The organism is Herbaspirillum sp. CAH-3 (assembly GCF_009668275.1).
Taxonomy (GTDB): domain Bacteria; phylum Pseudomonadota; class Gammaproteobacteria; order Burkholderiales; family Burkholderiaceae_D; genus Herbaspirillum; species Herbaspirillum aquaticum.
This window is the reverse complement of the sequence record NZ_VSWE01000007.1, coordinates 1-12,460: the sequence shown is the minus strand read 5'-3', so window position 1 is coordinate 12,460 and position 12,460 is coordinate 1. Positions and strand designations below refer to the sequence as shown.

The 12,460-nt window shown below is 62.9% G+C and carries 12 protein-coding genes; 5 read left to right on the top strand and 7 right to left on the bottom strand.

What is annotated here, in order from left to right; genetic code table 11:
- Window positions 1-723 precede the first annotated feature (723 nt).
- The 6 genes from FYB76_RS10335 to msrP all read right to left on the bottom strand — a co-directional run bounded on the left by FYB76_RS10335 (window position 724) and on the right by msrP (window position 7,481).
- A complete protein-coding gene (locus FYB76_RS10335; protein WP_154133593.1) occupies window positions 724-1,575 on the bottom strand; it encodes an EAL domain-containing protein in 852 nt (283 codons plus the stop codon).
- 66 nt (window positions 1,576-1,641) lie between these two features.
- Window positions 1,642-2,967 carry a TolC family protein gene (locus tag FYB76_RS10330; protein ID WP_154133592.1) on the bottom strand — a complete coding sequence of 442 codons (1,326 nt, stop codon included), beginning with the start codon at window positions 2,965-2,967 and terminating at the stop codon, window positions 1,642-1,644.
- Window positions 2,968-3,297: 330 nt separating this feature from the next.
- A complete protein-coding gene (locus FYB76_RS10325) occupies window positions 3,298-5,010 on the bottom strand; it encodes a lipopolysaccharide assembly protein LapB (protein WP_154133591.1) in 1,713 nt (570 codons plus the stop codon).
- Between the two features lie 55 nt (window positions 5,011-5,065).
- Window positions 5,066-5,764, bottom strand: a complete 699-nt coding sequence (msrA, locus tag FYB76_RS10320; protein WP_154133590.1) for a peptide-methionine (S)-S-oxide reductase MsrA — start codon at window positions 5,762-5,764, stop codon at window positions 5,066-5,068.
- Between the two features lie 77 nt (window positions 5,765-5,841).
- The gene (locus FYB76_RS10315) at window positions 5,842-6,498 is read right to left on the bottom strand and encodes a sulfite oxidase heme-binding subunit YedZ (RefSeq protein ID WP_195724613.1); all 657 of its coding nucleotides are present in this window, start codon (window positions 6,496-6,498) and stop codon (window positions 5,842-5,844) included.
- A 14-nt stretch (window positions 6,499-6,512) separates the two neighbouring features.
- Window positions 6,513-7,481 (bottom strand): protein-methionine-sulfoxide reductase catalytic subunit MsrP, encoded by a 969-nt coding sequence (msrP, locus tag FYB76_RS10310; RefSeq protein ID WP_088753296.1) that lies wholly within the window; start codon window positions 7,479-7,481, stop codon window positions 6,513-6,515.
- A 242-nt stretch (window positions 7,482-7,723) separates the two neighbouring features.
- On the opposite strand from msrP, the gene FYB76_RS10305 reads away from it, so the two are divergent.
- Both FYB76_RS10305 and FYB76_RS10300 read left to right on the top strand, forming a co-directional pair.
- Window positions 7,724-8,395, top strand: coding sequence for a heavy metal response regulator transcription factor (locus tag FYB76_RS10305; RefSeq protein ID WP_034334018.1), 672 nt, complete (start codon window positions 7,724-7,726; stop codon window positions 8,393-8,395).
- Window positions 8,392-9,852 (top strand): heavy metal sensor histidine kinase, encoded by a 1,461-nt coding sequence (locus FYB76_RS10300; RefSeq protein WP_154133588.1) that lies wholly within the window; start codon window positions 8,392-8,394, stop codon window positions 9,850-9,852. Before FYB76_RS10305 ends, FYB76_RS10300 begins: the two co-directional genes overlap by 4 nt.
- On the opposite strand, the gene FYB76_RS10295 is transcribed toward FYB76_RS10300, so the two are convergent.
- The gene (locus FYB76_RS10295; RefSeq protein ID WP_154133587.1) at window positions 9,788-10,945 is read right to left on the bottom strand and encodes an AI-2E family transporter; all 1,158 of its coding nucleotides are present in this window, start codon (window positions 10,943-10,945) and stop codon (window positions 9,788-9,790) included. The two genes, FYB76_RS10300 and FYB76_RS10295, sit on opposite strands and share 65 nt — an antisense overlap.
- A 529-nt stretch (window positions 10,946-11,474) precedes the next feature.
- Between FYB76_RS10295 and FYB76_RS10290 the strand changes: the two genes are divergently transcribed.
- The 3 genes from FYB76_RS10290 to FYB76_RS10280 form a co-directional block, all read left to right on the top strand.
- Window positions 11,475-12,047 carry a GbsR/MarR family transcriptional regulator gene (locus FYB76_RS10290; protein ID WP_154133586.1) on the top strand — a complete coding sequence of 191 codons (573 nt, stop codon included), beginning with the start codon at window positions 11,475-11,477 and terminating at the stop codon, window positions 12,045-12,047.
- Window positions 12,048-12,052: 5 nt separating this feature from the next.
- Window positions 12,053-12,328, top strand: a complete 276-nt coding sequence (gene cydP, locus FYB76_RS10285) for a cytochrome oxidase putative small subunit CydP (RefSeq protein WP_088753292.1) — start codon at window positions 12,053-12,055, stop codon at window positions 12,326-12,328.
- A 6-nt stretch (window positions 12,329-12,334) separates the two neighbouring features.
- On the top strand, window positions 12,335-12,460 hold a 126-nt coding region (locus tag FYB76_RS10280; protein WP_154133585.1), incomplete at its 3' end, for a cytochrome ubiquinol oxidase subunit I.

The window sequence follows — 12,460 nt, the reverse complement described above, 5'->3', positions numbered from 1 at the left end:
ACGTACTCGGCTTGACCGACAGTGAGAGCGAAAAGCGGGAGGAAACCCCTGGGACGATGCGTGACGCGATATCGGAAACGACCAGAATCACGTCAACGTTGGTGCTTCGCCATGCGGCAGAAACGGGCAAAACCGAGGGAGATCAAGTCCGGATTCAGGCGCTGCGGCAGATCGTCAATGAGGCACATGATCTTTGAAAATATAGAAATTTTTAATTGTCCTTTAGTTCATTTTGGAAATATTTCATCGCACCAGAAAACTAAGTAAATGACGAATCTTTCTGAACCACGATGAAATCTGCGAGGAAGGAAATGACGCGCGGACTTCTTGTCGTTGAAGAGAAATGAAGACCTCTTCTTTCCCACAGATCAAAGGAAGGCACCAATCAATAAAATTCTTTTAAAACCAATGCTTTAAAAAGAAAACTCCCCTCGAACAAAATTGCATTCGAGGGGAGCTTGTTGCCATTCGCCACCTGATTATCCGACAGGCAGTCAGCACTGGTGACAGCGTCTCTGCTAGACCATGAACAGCGACGCGGGAACCACTTTATCTAACAAATTGAAGATTAAATATTGTCCGATGGTGGGGGAATCTGATGACATCGACAGCATTAGTTTCCAGCGCGTTTCGGAAACACGTAAGCAACGCAAAAGGAAGACTCATCCGCAAGAAGAAACCGGCTCGCACCGCCGCCTGACCGCACCGCCCAGGCCGCCGACATCAGTCTGCTGAGACAGGGGCCGCTACCGGGTCCAGCGCCAGGACCGACAGCGGCCCACCATGCACCGCCGGCGCCGCAGGAGCTGAAGACAGCAAAGCGTGGATCCCGCAATGACGGGCAAATTCGGCTGCCAGCATGGGCCGCGCGTAGTGCCATCCCTGGGCGTAGTCGACGGCTTGCTTTTCCAGATAGCGCGCCTGCACCGCAGTTTCCACTCCTTCTGCCACGATCTTCAGCTTGAGCTTGCGCGCCAGGTCGATGATGCAGCCGAGCACCGGATGCGGTGGCAGTTCGGTACCGATGCTGGTCACAAAGGAACGATCCAGCTTGAGGACGTCGCAGGGCAATTCGTGCAGGTAGCGCAGGGAGGAATATCCCGTGCCGAAATCATCCAGGGCGAGCAGATGTCCGTTGCGCCGCAACTGTTCCATGACGCTTCTGCAGGCGGCGGTCTCCATGCTGCTGCCCTCGGTGATTTCCAGCCAGAGCTGGCGCGGCGCGACGCTGGCCCCGGCCAGGTGGTGCTCGATCACCTTCAGGATGCGTCCGCTGTTGATGTCCTGCGCCGGGATATTCACCGCCACATGCAGCCCAGGATGGCTGCGCAGGATCGGCGCCATGTCGGCGAGGGTCTGCGCCAGCACCAGGTCGGTGATGGCCGCCAGGTAGCCATGCCGCTGGGCATCCGGCAAGAAACGGTCCGGCCCCAGCAGCGCACCATCTTCGCGCTGCCAGCGGACCAGCACCTCGGCCCCCGTGCAGCTGCCATCGGCCAGCGCCACGATGGGCTGATAGACGACGATGAATTCATTGCGCTGGATGGCGCGCTTGAAATGCGCTTTTTTGTTCATGTTCATTCTCGCCACAGCGACATGAGGGCGCCCGCGGTGGCACCCTTCCCCCTGGTCAGGATCGCCTCAGCGCACCTGGTCCAGCCCGTAGGCCCATAGTTGCAGCTTGCGGCCGTCGGCGATGATCATGGCGGTGACGTCGGCCTTCTGCAGTTCGGTCTGCACCACTTCGCGCACGGCATTCATGACGTCCAGCCAGGAGCGCCGGCCGGAGAGATACTGGCGCGTATAAGACGCCAGCACCTCGTCGGCCGACAGGCTGACCTCTTCCAGGTTGCGCGAACGCGCCTCGGCCTGCTGGTATTCGGTGTAGGTCGCAGCGATCTGCGAGATCAGCTCCAGCCGCGCGGCATCCACCGCCAGCAAGGCTGCTTGATAGCGTCCCTTGGCAGCGGAGACCTCGGAACCCAGCGAAAGCCCGGCGCCCAGCTGCATCTGCATGCCGATGAAGGCGCGGTTGGCGTTGGGTGTGTGGGGCACGCTGAAATTGCCGCGCTGGTGCTCCAGGCGGGCATAGACTTCCGGCCAGTAGGAGGCGCTGCGGATCTGGATGGCTGCCTCCTGCACCTTGGCATCGGCCCGCAGGCGCTTGAGCAGCGGGCTGCTCTGAAGCATGCTGTCGGTCAGCGCGGGGAGGTCGTCATTGACTTTCATCCGGTTCACATCGGCGCGCAGTTCTTCATCACTCAGGGGCAGGCCCACCAGCTGTTCCAGCTGCAGTCGCGCCGACTGGCGGCTGGCCTTGGAGGCCAGCAGATCGGTCTGGGCCTGGTCGCGGCGGCCCCGCACCAGGGTCACGTCGACCCGCGCCGCAGCGCCCTCCTTCTCGCGGCGCTGGCTCTGTGCGAGGAAGTCTTCCAGCGCCTTCAGGTTCTTCTGGTTGGCTTCCGTGGCCAGGTCCGAACGTACCCACAGGCTGTATTGCGAAATGACCTGCTCGGCCAGGCGGAAGCGCTGTTCACGCAGGGCTTCCTCGGCAGACTCGTGGTTGAACCCGGCCTGTTCCAGCTGGGCCGTCAGCCGGCCGCCTGACCACAGGGTCTGCTGCAAGCGCAGGGTGAGCACGGTGTCGTCGCCGCTGTAAGAAATGTCGCGCGAACTGGTCACGCCCGCGCGTTCGACCGACATCGATGGCGTGGGGAAGAATTGCCACCGGGCCGACGAGATGCCCTCGGCGGCGGCGTCGACGGCGCGTTGACGTGCAACCGCAGAAGGGTTGTTGAAGGCGGCCTGCTTGACCAGCTCGCCCAGGGTCACGGCACCGGCCGGCAGGCTCAGCACCCCCAGGGAAGCCGCCATCACCGCAAGCAGCCGGCTACGCCAGCGCTGATACGGCAGGATCGGGGAAGACAGCGGGACGCGCGCGCGGCCGGGGGAAGGAATGTGGTTCATCTGCGCTCATTTCAGGTTGGATCTCGCCCAGGGGGAAGGTCTCGCGGCAGGCGGGAAGACGGCGCCAGGCGCCGTGCTTCACGCAACTGCACACTGGCCGGACAGCAGCCGCAAAGGCGGCAGCACAGCGGGCCAGCTGCGATGACGGGAGACGAGAATTGGCTTGGATGATCGCGGAAAGGACACCAGGGAATTAATTGTCCCTTGGTGCGGAAATCTTCATATACCCTCGAAGAAATTCGAGAATTGCTACAAAGATTAATAAAGAACAGCTGCAGACCCTGCCAAGAACGTCTGCAGCCAGCGAGGCTGCGGCGGGTGCGCTGCTCCTCAGGAAGAAAACGCCGCTACCGCCAGGGCGGCGCGCAGGGTGGTGATGACCTCGCCCCAGTCGCCCGCCCGCTGCTGGCGGAACAGCCGTGCAGTCGGATACCAGGGCGAGTCGTGGCGCTGCAGGAACCAGCGCCAGTCCGGCGCATGGGGCAAGGCGATCCAGACGGGCAGGCCGAGCGCGCCGGCCAGGTGGGCCGCCGCCGTATCGACGCTGATGACCAGGTCCATGCAGGACAGCGCTGCGGCCGTATCGGCGAAATCGCCAATGCCCTCCCCGACGGCATGCCACTGCGGTCCGGCCTGCTGCAACCATTGCGCATCGGCCGGGCGCAGATCGGGCTGGATGATGAAGAAGGACACCTCCTCACGCGCCTTCGCCAGTTCAGCAAAGCGCTCCAGCGCGATGGACCGGCGCGCATCGTTGACGTTTCCGGGGTTGCCGGAGCAGATGATGCCCACGCGCACCTGCGCCGCCGCGCGCGGCGCCAGCGCATCGAGGCGCCGCTCCCACTGCCGCTTCAGGTTGGTATGAACGTTCAGGTAGGGTACCGGTGCCGGGATCTTGTCCATCGCCGTATTGCACACCAGCGGCAGGCTCATCAGCGGCAGTTGATAGTGGACTTCGGGCAAGACCGCCCCGGTGGCCACCAGTTGAATGCGCCCGGCCACTGGCAAGCCCTGCATCAAGGTGAACAAACTTTCCGGAACCTCGAACACTACCTCGGCCCCCGCCTCCACCATCTGCAGCACATAGCGACTGAACTGGATGGTATCGCCCTGCCCCTGTTCGGCCCACAGCAGGATGCGTTTGCCGGACAGCGAGCTGCCGCCGTTCCAGGGCGGGATGGCGGCATGGCGATAAGGATCGGCACCGCGTCCTTCCCAGCGCCATTCGTAGAGCGGCCAGGCTTCTTCCAGCTGGCCGAGCGCCAGCAGTGACAGCGCCAGGTTGACGTGGGCATCGGCGTCGCCGGCGTCCATGCGCAGGGCGCGGCGGAAGCTGTCGATGGCTTCCTCGTGGTCGCGCAGGCGCGCCAGCGTAGTGCCGCGGCTGACGTGGGCATCCACCAGGTCGGGATCGAGGATGAGGGCGCGGTCGTAGTAGCGCAGCGCTTCCTCGTATTCCCCCATGGCATGTTCGATCAGGCCAGCATCCAGCCAGTATTGCGCCCGCTGGTCGAAGCGCAGCAGCACCTGGCGCAGGCATTCGCGGGCGGCTTCCCACTGGCCGGCACGCTCATGCAGCCGCGCCTTGCGGTGCCAGGTATCGGGAACATCGGGATTGCGCCGCAGTGCCTCCTCCAGCAAGGCCAGCGCCTGGCCATCGTTCTTGCCGGAAGGCGACAGGCCCTGCAAGGCGGCAGCGGCAGCGACGAAGAATTCGGGGCGCTCATGCCCTGCTTCGATCAGGTCGCGATAGAGCAAGAAGCTGTCTTCATGTCGCCCCTGCTCGTAGAAGGCGCGGCCCAGGCGATAGCGCAGGGCCAGGGCTTCTTCGCTGTCGGGGTCGACCAGCGGCAAGGCCTGCTGCCAGGCCAGGGCCGCTTCCTCGAAACGTCCTTGCGCGGCCGCCACGCTGCCCAGCAGCTGCAGCGCATCCTTGTGGCGCGGATGGGTCTCCAGCAGGCCGAAGAGCAATTGCTCGGCGGCGGCGTAGTCATCCTGATGGAAATGGTCGAGGGCGAGGCGCAGGGTGTCAGTGGCGTTCATGGCGGGCGGGATGAGACAAACCCGCCTATTGTCTCATCCCTGCCGGGGCACTGCGTCAGCGCTTGAACACCAGCACCGGATCGGCGCGATAGATGGCCGGGTACATCTTCTGCAGGTTGCTGATCTTGGGCAGGTCGTTGTAGGCGATGTAGGGCTGGTTCGGATGCAGGGTAGCGTAGTCCTGATGGTAATCCTCGGCCCGGTAGAAGCCTTGCAGCGGCGTCACCTGGGTCACGATGGGGGCGCTGAAGACCTTGGCGGCATTGATCTGGGCGATGTAGGCCCGGGTGGCCTGGGCCTGTTCGTCGCTGGCGGTGAAGATGGCCGAACGGTATTGCGTGCCATGGTCCGGGCCCTGGCGATTGAGCTGGGTCGGGTCATGCGCCACCGAAAAATAGATCTGCAGGATCTGGCCGTACGAGATCTTGCGCGGATCGTAGGTCACCTGCACCGCTTCAGCGTGGCCGGTGGTCCCGGAACTGACCATGGAATAGGTAGCCGAATCGGCCTTGCCGCCGGCATAGCCGGAGACCGCCTGCAACACGCCCTGTGTATGCTGGAACACCCCCTGCACACCCCAGAAGCAGCCACCGGCGAGGACCACGGTGGCGGTGTTGGCAGTGGAAGCCAGCACCGCCTTGCCGCTCGGCGCGGGCACGGCCACCGCCGCTTCGGCAGCCAAGGTGGAAGCACAGGCCAGCGCCAGGCAAAGGCTGGCCGCTGAGGCCAGGACGGCAGGTTTGAACAGGGACATGGCAGGCTCCGACAAGGCAGGAAAAAATCAGAAAATCGGTGAGAACGATCAGGTCAAACGTACAGGATGTGAAGCATTCAGCGTCGCACGGGCTTTCCCGCCGTGCTCGATGCGCCGCTGCGCCGCCACAGCAGGCGCACAGCGAGCATCACCCCGACCAGCACGGCAAACAGCAGGGGCTGGGCGATCAGGTTCTTGCCGGCCTTGTCCCACCAGTAGTGCAGCACGCCCAGCGGCACGATCACATAGACCAGCCGGTGCAGCGCCTGCCAGCGCTTGCCGCCCAGGCGCCGCACCATGCCGTTGGTACTGGTGATGGCCAGCGGAATCGACAGCAGCAGCGCCAGCACGCCCACGGTGATGAAGGGCCGCTTGACGATGTCCTTCCAGATCTCGCCCAGGTCGAAGAAGTGGTCGAACCAGATGAAGGTCGTGAAGTGCAGGCACAGGTACAGGAAGGCCATCAGCCCCAGCATGCGGCGCATGCGCACCAGCCAGTTCAGCCCGGTGATCTTGCGCAGGGGCGTCACCGCCAGGGTGATGCAGAACAGGTACAGGGTCCAGTCGCCGGTGCTGTGGGTGATGAACTCCAGTGGATTGGCTCCCAGCCCGCCGGTAAAGCCCAGCACCACCAGCCGCACCAGCGGGACGAAGGCCAGGACCAGGAACAGCCACCACAGCCCCGTCACGGAGCGTGGCTTGAGATTGCGCAAGGCGGCCGGAGCGAGCTGCATGCCTGATCCGATCTTCAGAAGAACTTGCGCAGGTCCATGCCGGTATACAGGCTGGCCACGTCGTTGTATCCGTTGAACATCAGCGTCTTGCGCTTGGGCGCGAAGAAGCCGTCCTCACCGATGCGGCGCTCGGTGGCCTGCGACCAGCGCGGGTGGTCCACGTTGGGGTTGACGTTGGAGTAGAAGCCGTATTCCTGCGGGGCGTAGAGATTCCAGGCGGTCTTGGGCTCGTCCTTGACGAAGCGGATCTTGACGATGGATTTGGCCGACTTGAAACCATACTTCCAGGGCACGATGATGCGCACCGGCGCACCGTTCTGGTTGGGCAGCACCTCACCGTACATGCCCAGGGTCAGCAGGGTGAGCGGGTGATTGGCTTCGTCCATGCGCAAACCTTCACGATACGGCCAGTTCAGGATGGGGGTGGACAGGCCCGGCATCTGCTTCTTGTCGGCCAGGGTGACGAATTCGACATACTTGGCGTTGCCGGTGGGTTCGGCCTTCTTGATCAGGGCCGAGAGCGAATAGCCAATCCAGGGGATCACCATCGACCAGCCTTCCACACAGCGCATGCGGTAGATGCGCTCTTCCAGCGGGGCCAGCTTGGTCAGGGCATCCAGGTCCAGGGTCATGGGCTTCTTGACCTCGCCTTCGATGTCGATGGTCCAGGGGCTGGTTTTCAGGGTGCCGGCATTCTTGGCCGGATCGGCCTTGTCGGTGCCGAATTCGTAGTAGTTGTTGTAGCTGGTGGCGTCCTTGTAGGCGGTCTGCTTGTCCATGACCGCGAAGGCGTTATTGAGCTGGGCCGGCAACTTCCTGCCCTGCTGGGCGAAGGCTTGCGGCAGCGCGCCCATGCCGCCGGCCAGCGCGGCACCGGCCGCCACGCGCGCCATGAAGCTGCGGCGCGACAGGTAGAGATCACGCGGGGTGATCTCGGAGGCGGTCGGGATATCAATCTGGTCGGGACGAATCTTGATCAGCATGGTGCGCTCCGGCAAAAAAGGAAATGGATGCAAAGCGGAGGCAAGGCCTGGACCTCGCCGATGAGATGCCATGGTAAAAGCGGCGCGGTGACGCCCGGGTGGCATTTTGATGACAATTTTGTCATGAAGAAAAATCCCTCCATTGCTAGAATCGAGTGCATTTTCCGGATCATTCTCTCCGATCCGTGCCGCCTTTGCAGCGGCACTTCACGTCAATTCCACCTCACACGGTTCCCCACAGCATGGCCATCCTGGTAATCGAAGACGACCCCAAGACCGGTGACTACCTGCGCAAAGGCTTGCGCGAATCCGGCTATGCCGTCGACCTTGCTCGTACCGGCAGTGACGGCCTGCACATGGCACTGGAACAGGATTACGACCTGGTGGTGCTGGACGTGATGCTGCCCGGCCTGGACGGCTGGCAAGTCATGAGCGCGCTGCGCAGCAAGCGCGACCTGCCGGTGCTCTTCCTGACCGCCAAGGACCAGGTGGAAGACCGTATCCGCGGCCTGCAGCTGGGGGCGGATGACTACCTGGTCAAACCCTTTTCCTTCACTGAACTGGTGCTGCGCATCCGCACCCTGCTGCGCCGGGGCGTCACGCGCGAGGCCGAGGTCTATGAGATCGCCGACCTGCAACTGGACCACGTGCGTCACAAGGTCACGCGCCAGGGCATCCATATCGCCCTGACCAACAAGGAATTCATGCTGCTGCACCTGCTCATCAAGCGCCAGGGCGAAGCGCTGTCGCGCACCGTGATCGCCTCGCAGATCTGGGATATGAACTTTGACAGCGACACCAACGTGGTCGACGTCGCCATCAAGCGCCTGCGCGCCAAGATCGATGCGCCCTTCGAGAAAAAACTGATCCACACCGTACGCAGCGTCGGCTACATGTTCTCGGAAAACCCATGAACACCGTTGCCACACCCGTGCGCGGCTGGACCCTGACTTCCCGCGTCACCGCCTTGTTCGCGCTGATGACTGCGCTGGTGGTCACCGGCCTGGGCTTCTACCTGGATCGGGCGGCCGGGGTCGCCCTCTCGCAGCGCGCCGACCAGGCCCTGATCGGGCGCGTGGAACACTTCCGCAACCTGATGCACGACCTCTACAACGTCGAACAGATGGAACAGCGTCCGGCCCTCTTCGAAAGCATGATGGGCAATGAACAGGATGTGCGCATCTTCCGCCGTCAGGGTGAAGCTCCCTTCATCCAGAGCAATCCCGACCACCTGCAGCCACCTGACATGACTCCGCTGCCGGTAGGCCGCCCGGTCAGCTCGGCCAGCCTGCAGACCAGTGTTCGCCCGGATGGCGTGAAGGTGCGCTGGGTCTCGGCGCTGGCCGACGTGGGCAAGGGTGGCGCAGGCGGCGACCGCGTGGAGATCGTGGCCGCCTATGTGATGGTGCAGGAAAGCCGCATGATGCACAGCTATCGCTGGCGCATCGCCGGTGCGGCCGCTGCCGCCATCCTGCTCACTTCGGTCCTGGGATTCCTGCTGCTGCGGCGCGGGCTGCAGCCGCTGGAAGCGATGAGCCAGCGCGCCGCCCAGATCACGCCTGACCGCCTCTCCACCCGCCTGGAACAGGACGGCATGCCGTCCGAACTGCGCCGCGTGGCGCTCTCCTTCAATGCCATGCTGGACCGCCTGGAAGCCGGCTACGACCACCTCGCGCAATTCTCCGGCGACCTCGCCCACGAGATCCGCACGCCCATCAACGTGCTGATGGGCCAGAGCCAGGTCGCCCTGGGGCAGCGCCGCAGCCTGGAAGAATATGAACAATTGCTCGAATCAAATGTAGAGGAATTGCAGCGGCTCTCGCGCATCGTCGAGAACATCCTGTTCCTGGCGCAAGCCGACCATGCCACGCTGGCGGTGGAATGCAGCGCGCTGGACCTGCATGAAGAATTGGGCAAGGTGACCGATTACTTCGAAGGCATCGCCGACGAACGCGGCCTGCGCTTCGAACTGCAGGCCCGAGGCATTTGCCACGCCAACCGCGACATGTGGCGCCGGGCGGTGAACAACCTGGTCATCAATGCCGTGCGCTATGGCGAGGCTGACGGCGTCATCCGCATCCAGGCCGAGAGCGACGCCAGCGGCAGCCGCATCCTGGTGGACAACCGCTGCGAGGGCGTCACGCCCCATGCGATGGCGCGCATGTTCGACCGTTTCTATCGCGGCGACCGTTCGCGCAGCGCCTTCACCGAATCCAACGGCCTGGGGCTGGCCATCGTCAAAGCCATCATGGCCTTGCATCGCGGCACGGCGGCGGTCGAATGTCCGCAGCCGGGCTGGATCCGTTTCAGCCTGTTCTTCCCGTCGGCGGCAACGCTGCCGGTGCAGGGACCGGCGCTTGCGCCGCACTGACGGCCTCCTGCGCAGCCTGGGCCGCCAGTTCTGCCTCGCGGGCTTCGGCCGCACGTCTTGCCTTCTGGGCTGCCGAGGCGCGCGTGAAGATGATCTTCAAGGCGGCCATCACCGGTACCGACAGGAAGATGCCCGCCACCCCGCCCAGCTGGTCGCCAGCCAGCAAGCCCAGGATCACCATCAGCGGGCTCACTTCCACGCCCTCGCTCATCAGGTAAGGATTCAGTACGTAATCCTGGAACACCCGATAGGCCACGATGAAGCCCACCAGCCACAGCAGGTGGTCATAGCCGCTGAAACCGGCCACCACCAAGGCGGCCGCGCTGGCGGACAGCGGACCGGCAAAGGGAATGAATTCCAGCACCGCCGCCAGGCCCGCCAGCAGCATGGCGTAGGGCACGCCCATGAGCGAGAAGGCGATGCTGTAGGCGACGAAGGTGGCAATGGAGAGGAACAGCAGCGCGCGCACATAGCGCGAGAGCAGCACGTCGAGATCCTTGATGATGCCATCCCACAGCTTGCGGTTGGAACGGTTCATCCAGGAGAGGATTTCATCGCGCATGGCCGGCGCTTCCTTGATGAGCAGGAAACTGATCACCGGCACCAGCACCAGGTAGATGAGGTTGCTGGCCGCATGCATCACCCCCACGCCGAACTGCTTGGCCAGCGGCATGGCCTGGTCAGTGCCGTTGGCGAGCTGGTCGCGGATGAAGCCCAGGATGCGGGCGCGCAGCGGTTCGGCGAAGCCCGGCAGCGGAATCTTGGAAACCGCATCATTGGAGCGCAGCAGCGCCGGCAGTTGCTCGGACAGGCGCACGGCTTCCTCCTGGATGCGCGCGCCGAAGATGGTCGCCACCGCTGCCACGATGCCGATGGCCAGCACGAACACCACCGCAATGGAGACCGCCCGCGGCACCTTGGCCGGGCGCACGCGCTCGACCTGCTCCACCAGCGGATAGACCAGGTAACTGAAGAAGACGGCAAACACCAGCACCAGCACGGTGGCCGAAATGGTATAGGTGACATAGAGCAGCAAGGCCACCAGGAAGACGGTCCAGACGATCCTGGCCACGCGGAAATCGAAACCCAGCATAAACATTCACCCTTGGAAAAAGAGGACGCCGTGCGCGCGCGCCACGGGCAACCCCTGCCCGCCAGCCCCTCGCCACCGGGATGAAGGAACCCGGCAGACGCTTGCACCCAACACTTCATCAGCAGAGTGGCAAAAATGTCGTTTTCGGCACTTTGCCGCGCTACGGCTGAGCTGCAATTGCACCTTATTTGATCCGCATCAGGTTTTCTATCAGCCAAATCCTTCTGGCCTTGTAGGAAAGCGTGAAAATACATTCATGCAGCGCAACACGATGCTGACCAGGGCTGCGTCCTTGTGGAACCGGGAAGTCCACAAGACGCGATGTCGTCATGAAGAGACGTTCATACGTTCCTTCACCCCTGCCAGCCCCTGAGCCTGCCGACGGCCCTCGCCCGCGCATCCGCGCCGGGCGCGCGTCATTCTCATCCGTGATAACTGTTATCAGCAAATACACAGGTGCGTGACATTGCGATGGGTCAAGCAATTGTTTTAAATTTCAGACATTACTGAAATTTCGAAAGTCTTCGACATGGAAAACAACGTACTCAGCCCGCTCATGCAGCGTTTCATCAGCCATTTCGGCGAGATGGGCAGCCGCTGGGGCATCAATCGCACCGTGGGCCAGATCTATGCGCTGCTCTATATCTGCGGGCGCGCGCTCAATGCCGACGAGATTGCCGAGTACCTCAGTTTTTCGCGCTCCAACGTGAGCATGGGCCTCAAGGAATTGCAGTCCTGGCGGCTGGTGAAGCTGCTGCACAAACCGGGTGATCGTCGTGAATATTTCGAACCGCCCGGCGACATCTGGGACATCTTCAAGGTACTGCTGGAAGAACGCCGCCGACGCGAGATCGAGCCGACCCTCTCCATGCTGCGCGACGCCCTGCTGGAAGCACCGGGCAGCAAGGACGACAAGGAAGTGCAAAAGCGCATGCGCGAGATGTATGAACTGATCGAACTTTCCAGTTCCTGGTTCGACGATGTGCAGCGTCTTTCACCGGAGACGCTGGTGTCGCTGATGAAGATGGGTTCCAAGGTCAAGAAGCTGCTGGACCTGCGCGACAAGTTCCGCGTCGGCGGCAGCAGCAACGAAAAGGAGTAATCCGCATGCAAGCCGCATCATTCCTGCGCAAACGCCCGTGGCGCTGGCCACGCCTGACCCAGCTGCCGCTGGGGGTGGAAATCACCCTGCTGCTGGTGGTCAAGATCGCCCTCATCACGGTACTGGCCAAGACCTTCTTCGCCCATCCCGAAGCCAAGCACATGCAGATGCCGGTACAGCGGGTGGAGCAGCGCATGCTGTCCTCCGCCACACCGCCGGCGGCCACCGCACAACAGCCATATCAACACCAAGACCTGTCCGCCACACAACAAACGGAGTAACACAACATGGTTCCCATCGATGAAGTCGTCTCGCTGTCACGGCTGCAGTTTGCCGTCACGGCGCTCTATCACTTCCTGTTCGTCCCCCTCACGCTAGGCCTGTCCTGGATCCTGGTCATCATGGAGTCGGTC

Bases quoted from the DNA above. Each gene is read 5' to 3' on its own strand.
- FYB76_RS10335 (WP_154133593.1), bottom strand. From the start codon at position 1,575: ATGAACAAAAAAGCGCATTTCAAGCGCGCCATCCAGCGCAATGAATTC.
- FYB76_RS10330 (WP_154133592.1), bottom strand. From the start codon at position 2,967: ATGAACCACATTCCTTCCCCCGGCCGCGCGCGCGTCCCGCTGTCTTCC.
- FYB76_RS10325 (WP_154133591.1), bottom strand. From the start codon at position 5,010: ATGAACGCCACTGACACCCTGCGCCTCGCCCTCGACCATTTCCATCAG.
- msrA (WP_154133590.1), bottom strand. From the start codon at position 5,764: ATGTCCCTGTTCAAACCTGCCGTCCTGGCCTCAGCGGCCAGCCTTTGC.
- FYB76_RS10315 (WP_195724613.1), bottom strand. From the start codon at position 6,498: ATGCAGCTCGCTCCGGCCGCCTTGCGCAATCTCAAGCCACGCTCCGTG.
- msrP (WP_088753296.1), bottom strand. From the start codon at position 7,481: ATGCTGATCAAGATTCGTCCCGACCAGATTGATATCCCGACCGCCTCC.
- FYB76_RS10305 (WP_034334018.1), top strand. From the start codon at position 7,724: ATGGCCATCCTGGTAATCGAAGACGACCCCAAGACCGGTGACTACCTG.
- FYB76_RS10300 (WP_154133588.1), top strand. From the start codon at position 8,392: ATGAACACCGTTGCCACACCCGTGCGCGGCTGGACCCTGACTTCCCGC.
- FYB76_RS10295 (WP_154133587.1), bottom strand. From the start codon at position 10,945: ATGCTGGGTTTCGATTTCCGCGTGGCCAGGATCGTCTGGACCGTCTTC.
- FYB76_RS10290 (WP_154133586.1), top strand. From the start codon at position 11,475: ATGGAAAACAACGTACTCAGCCCGCTCATGCAGCGTTTCATCAGCCAT.
- cydP (WP_088753292.1), top strand. From the start codon at position 12,053: ATGCAAGCCGCATCATTCCTGCGCAAACGCCCGTGGCGCTGGCCACGC.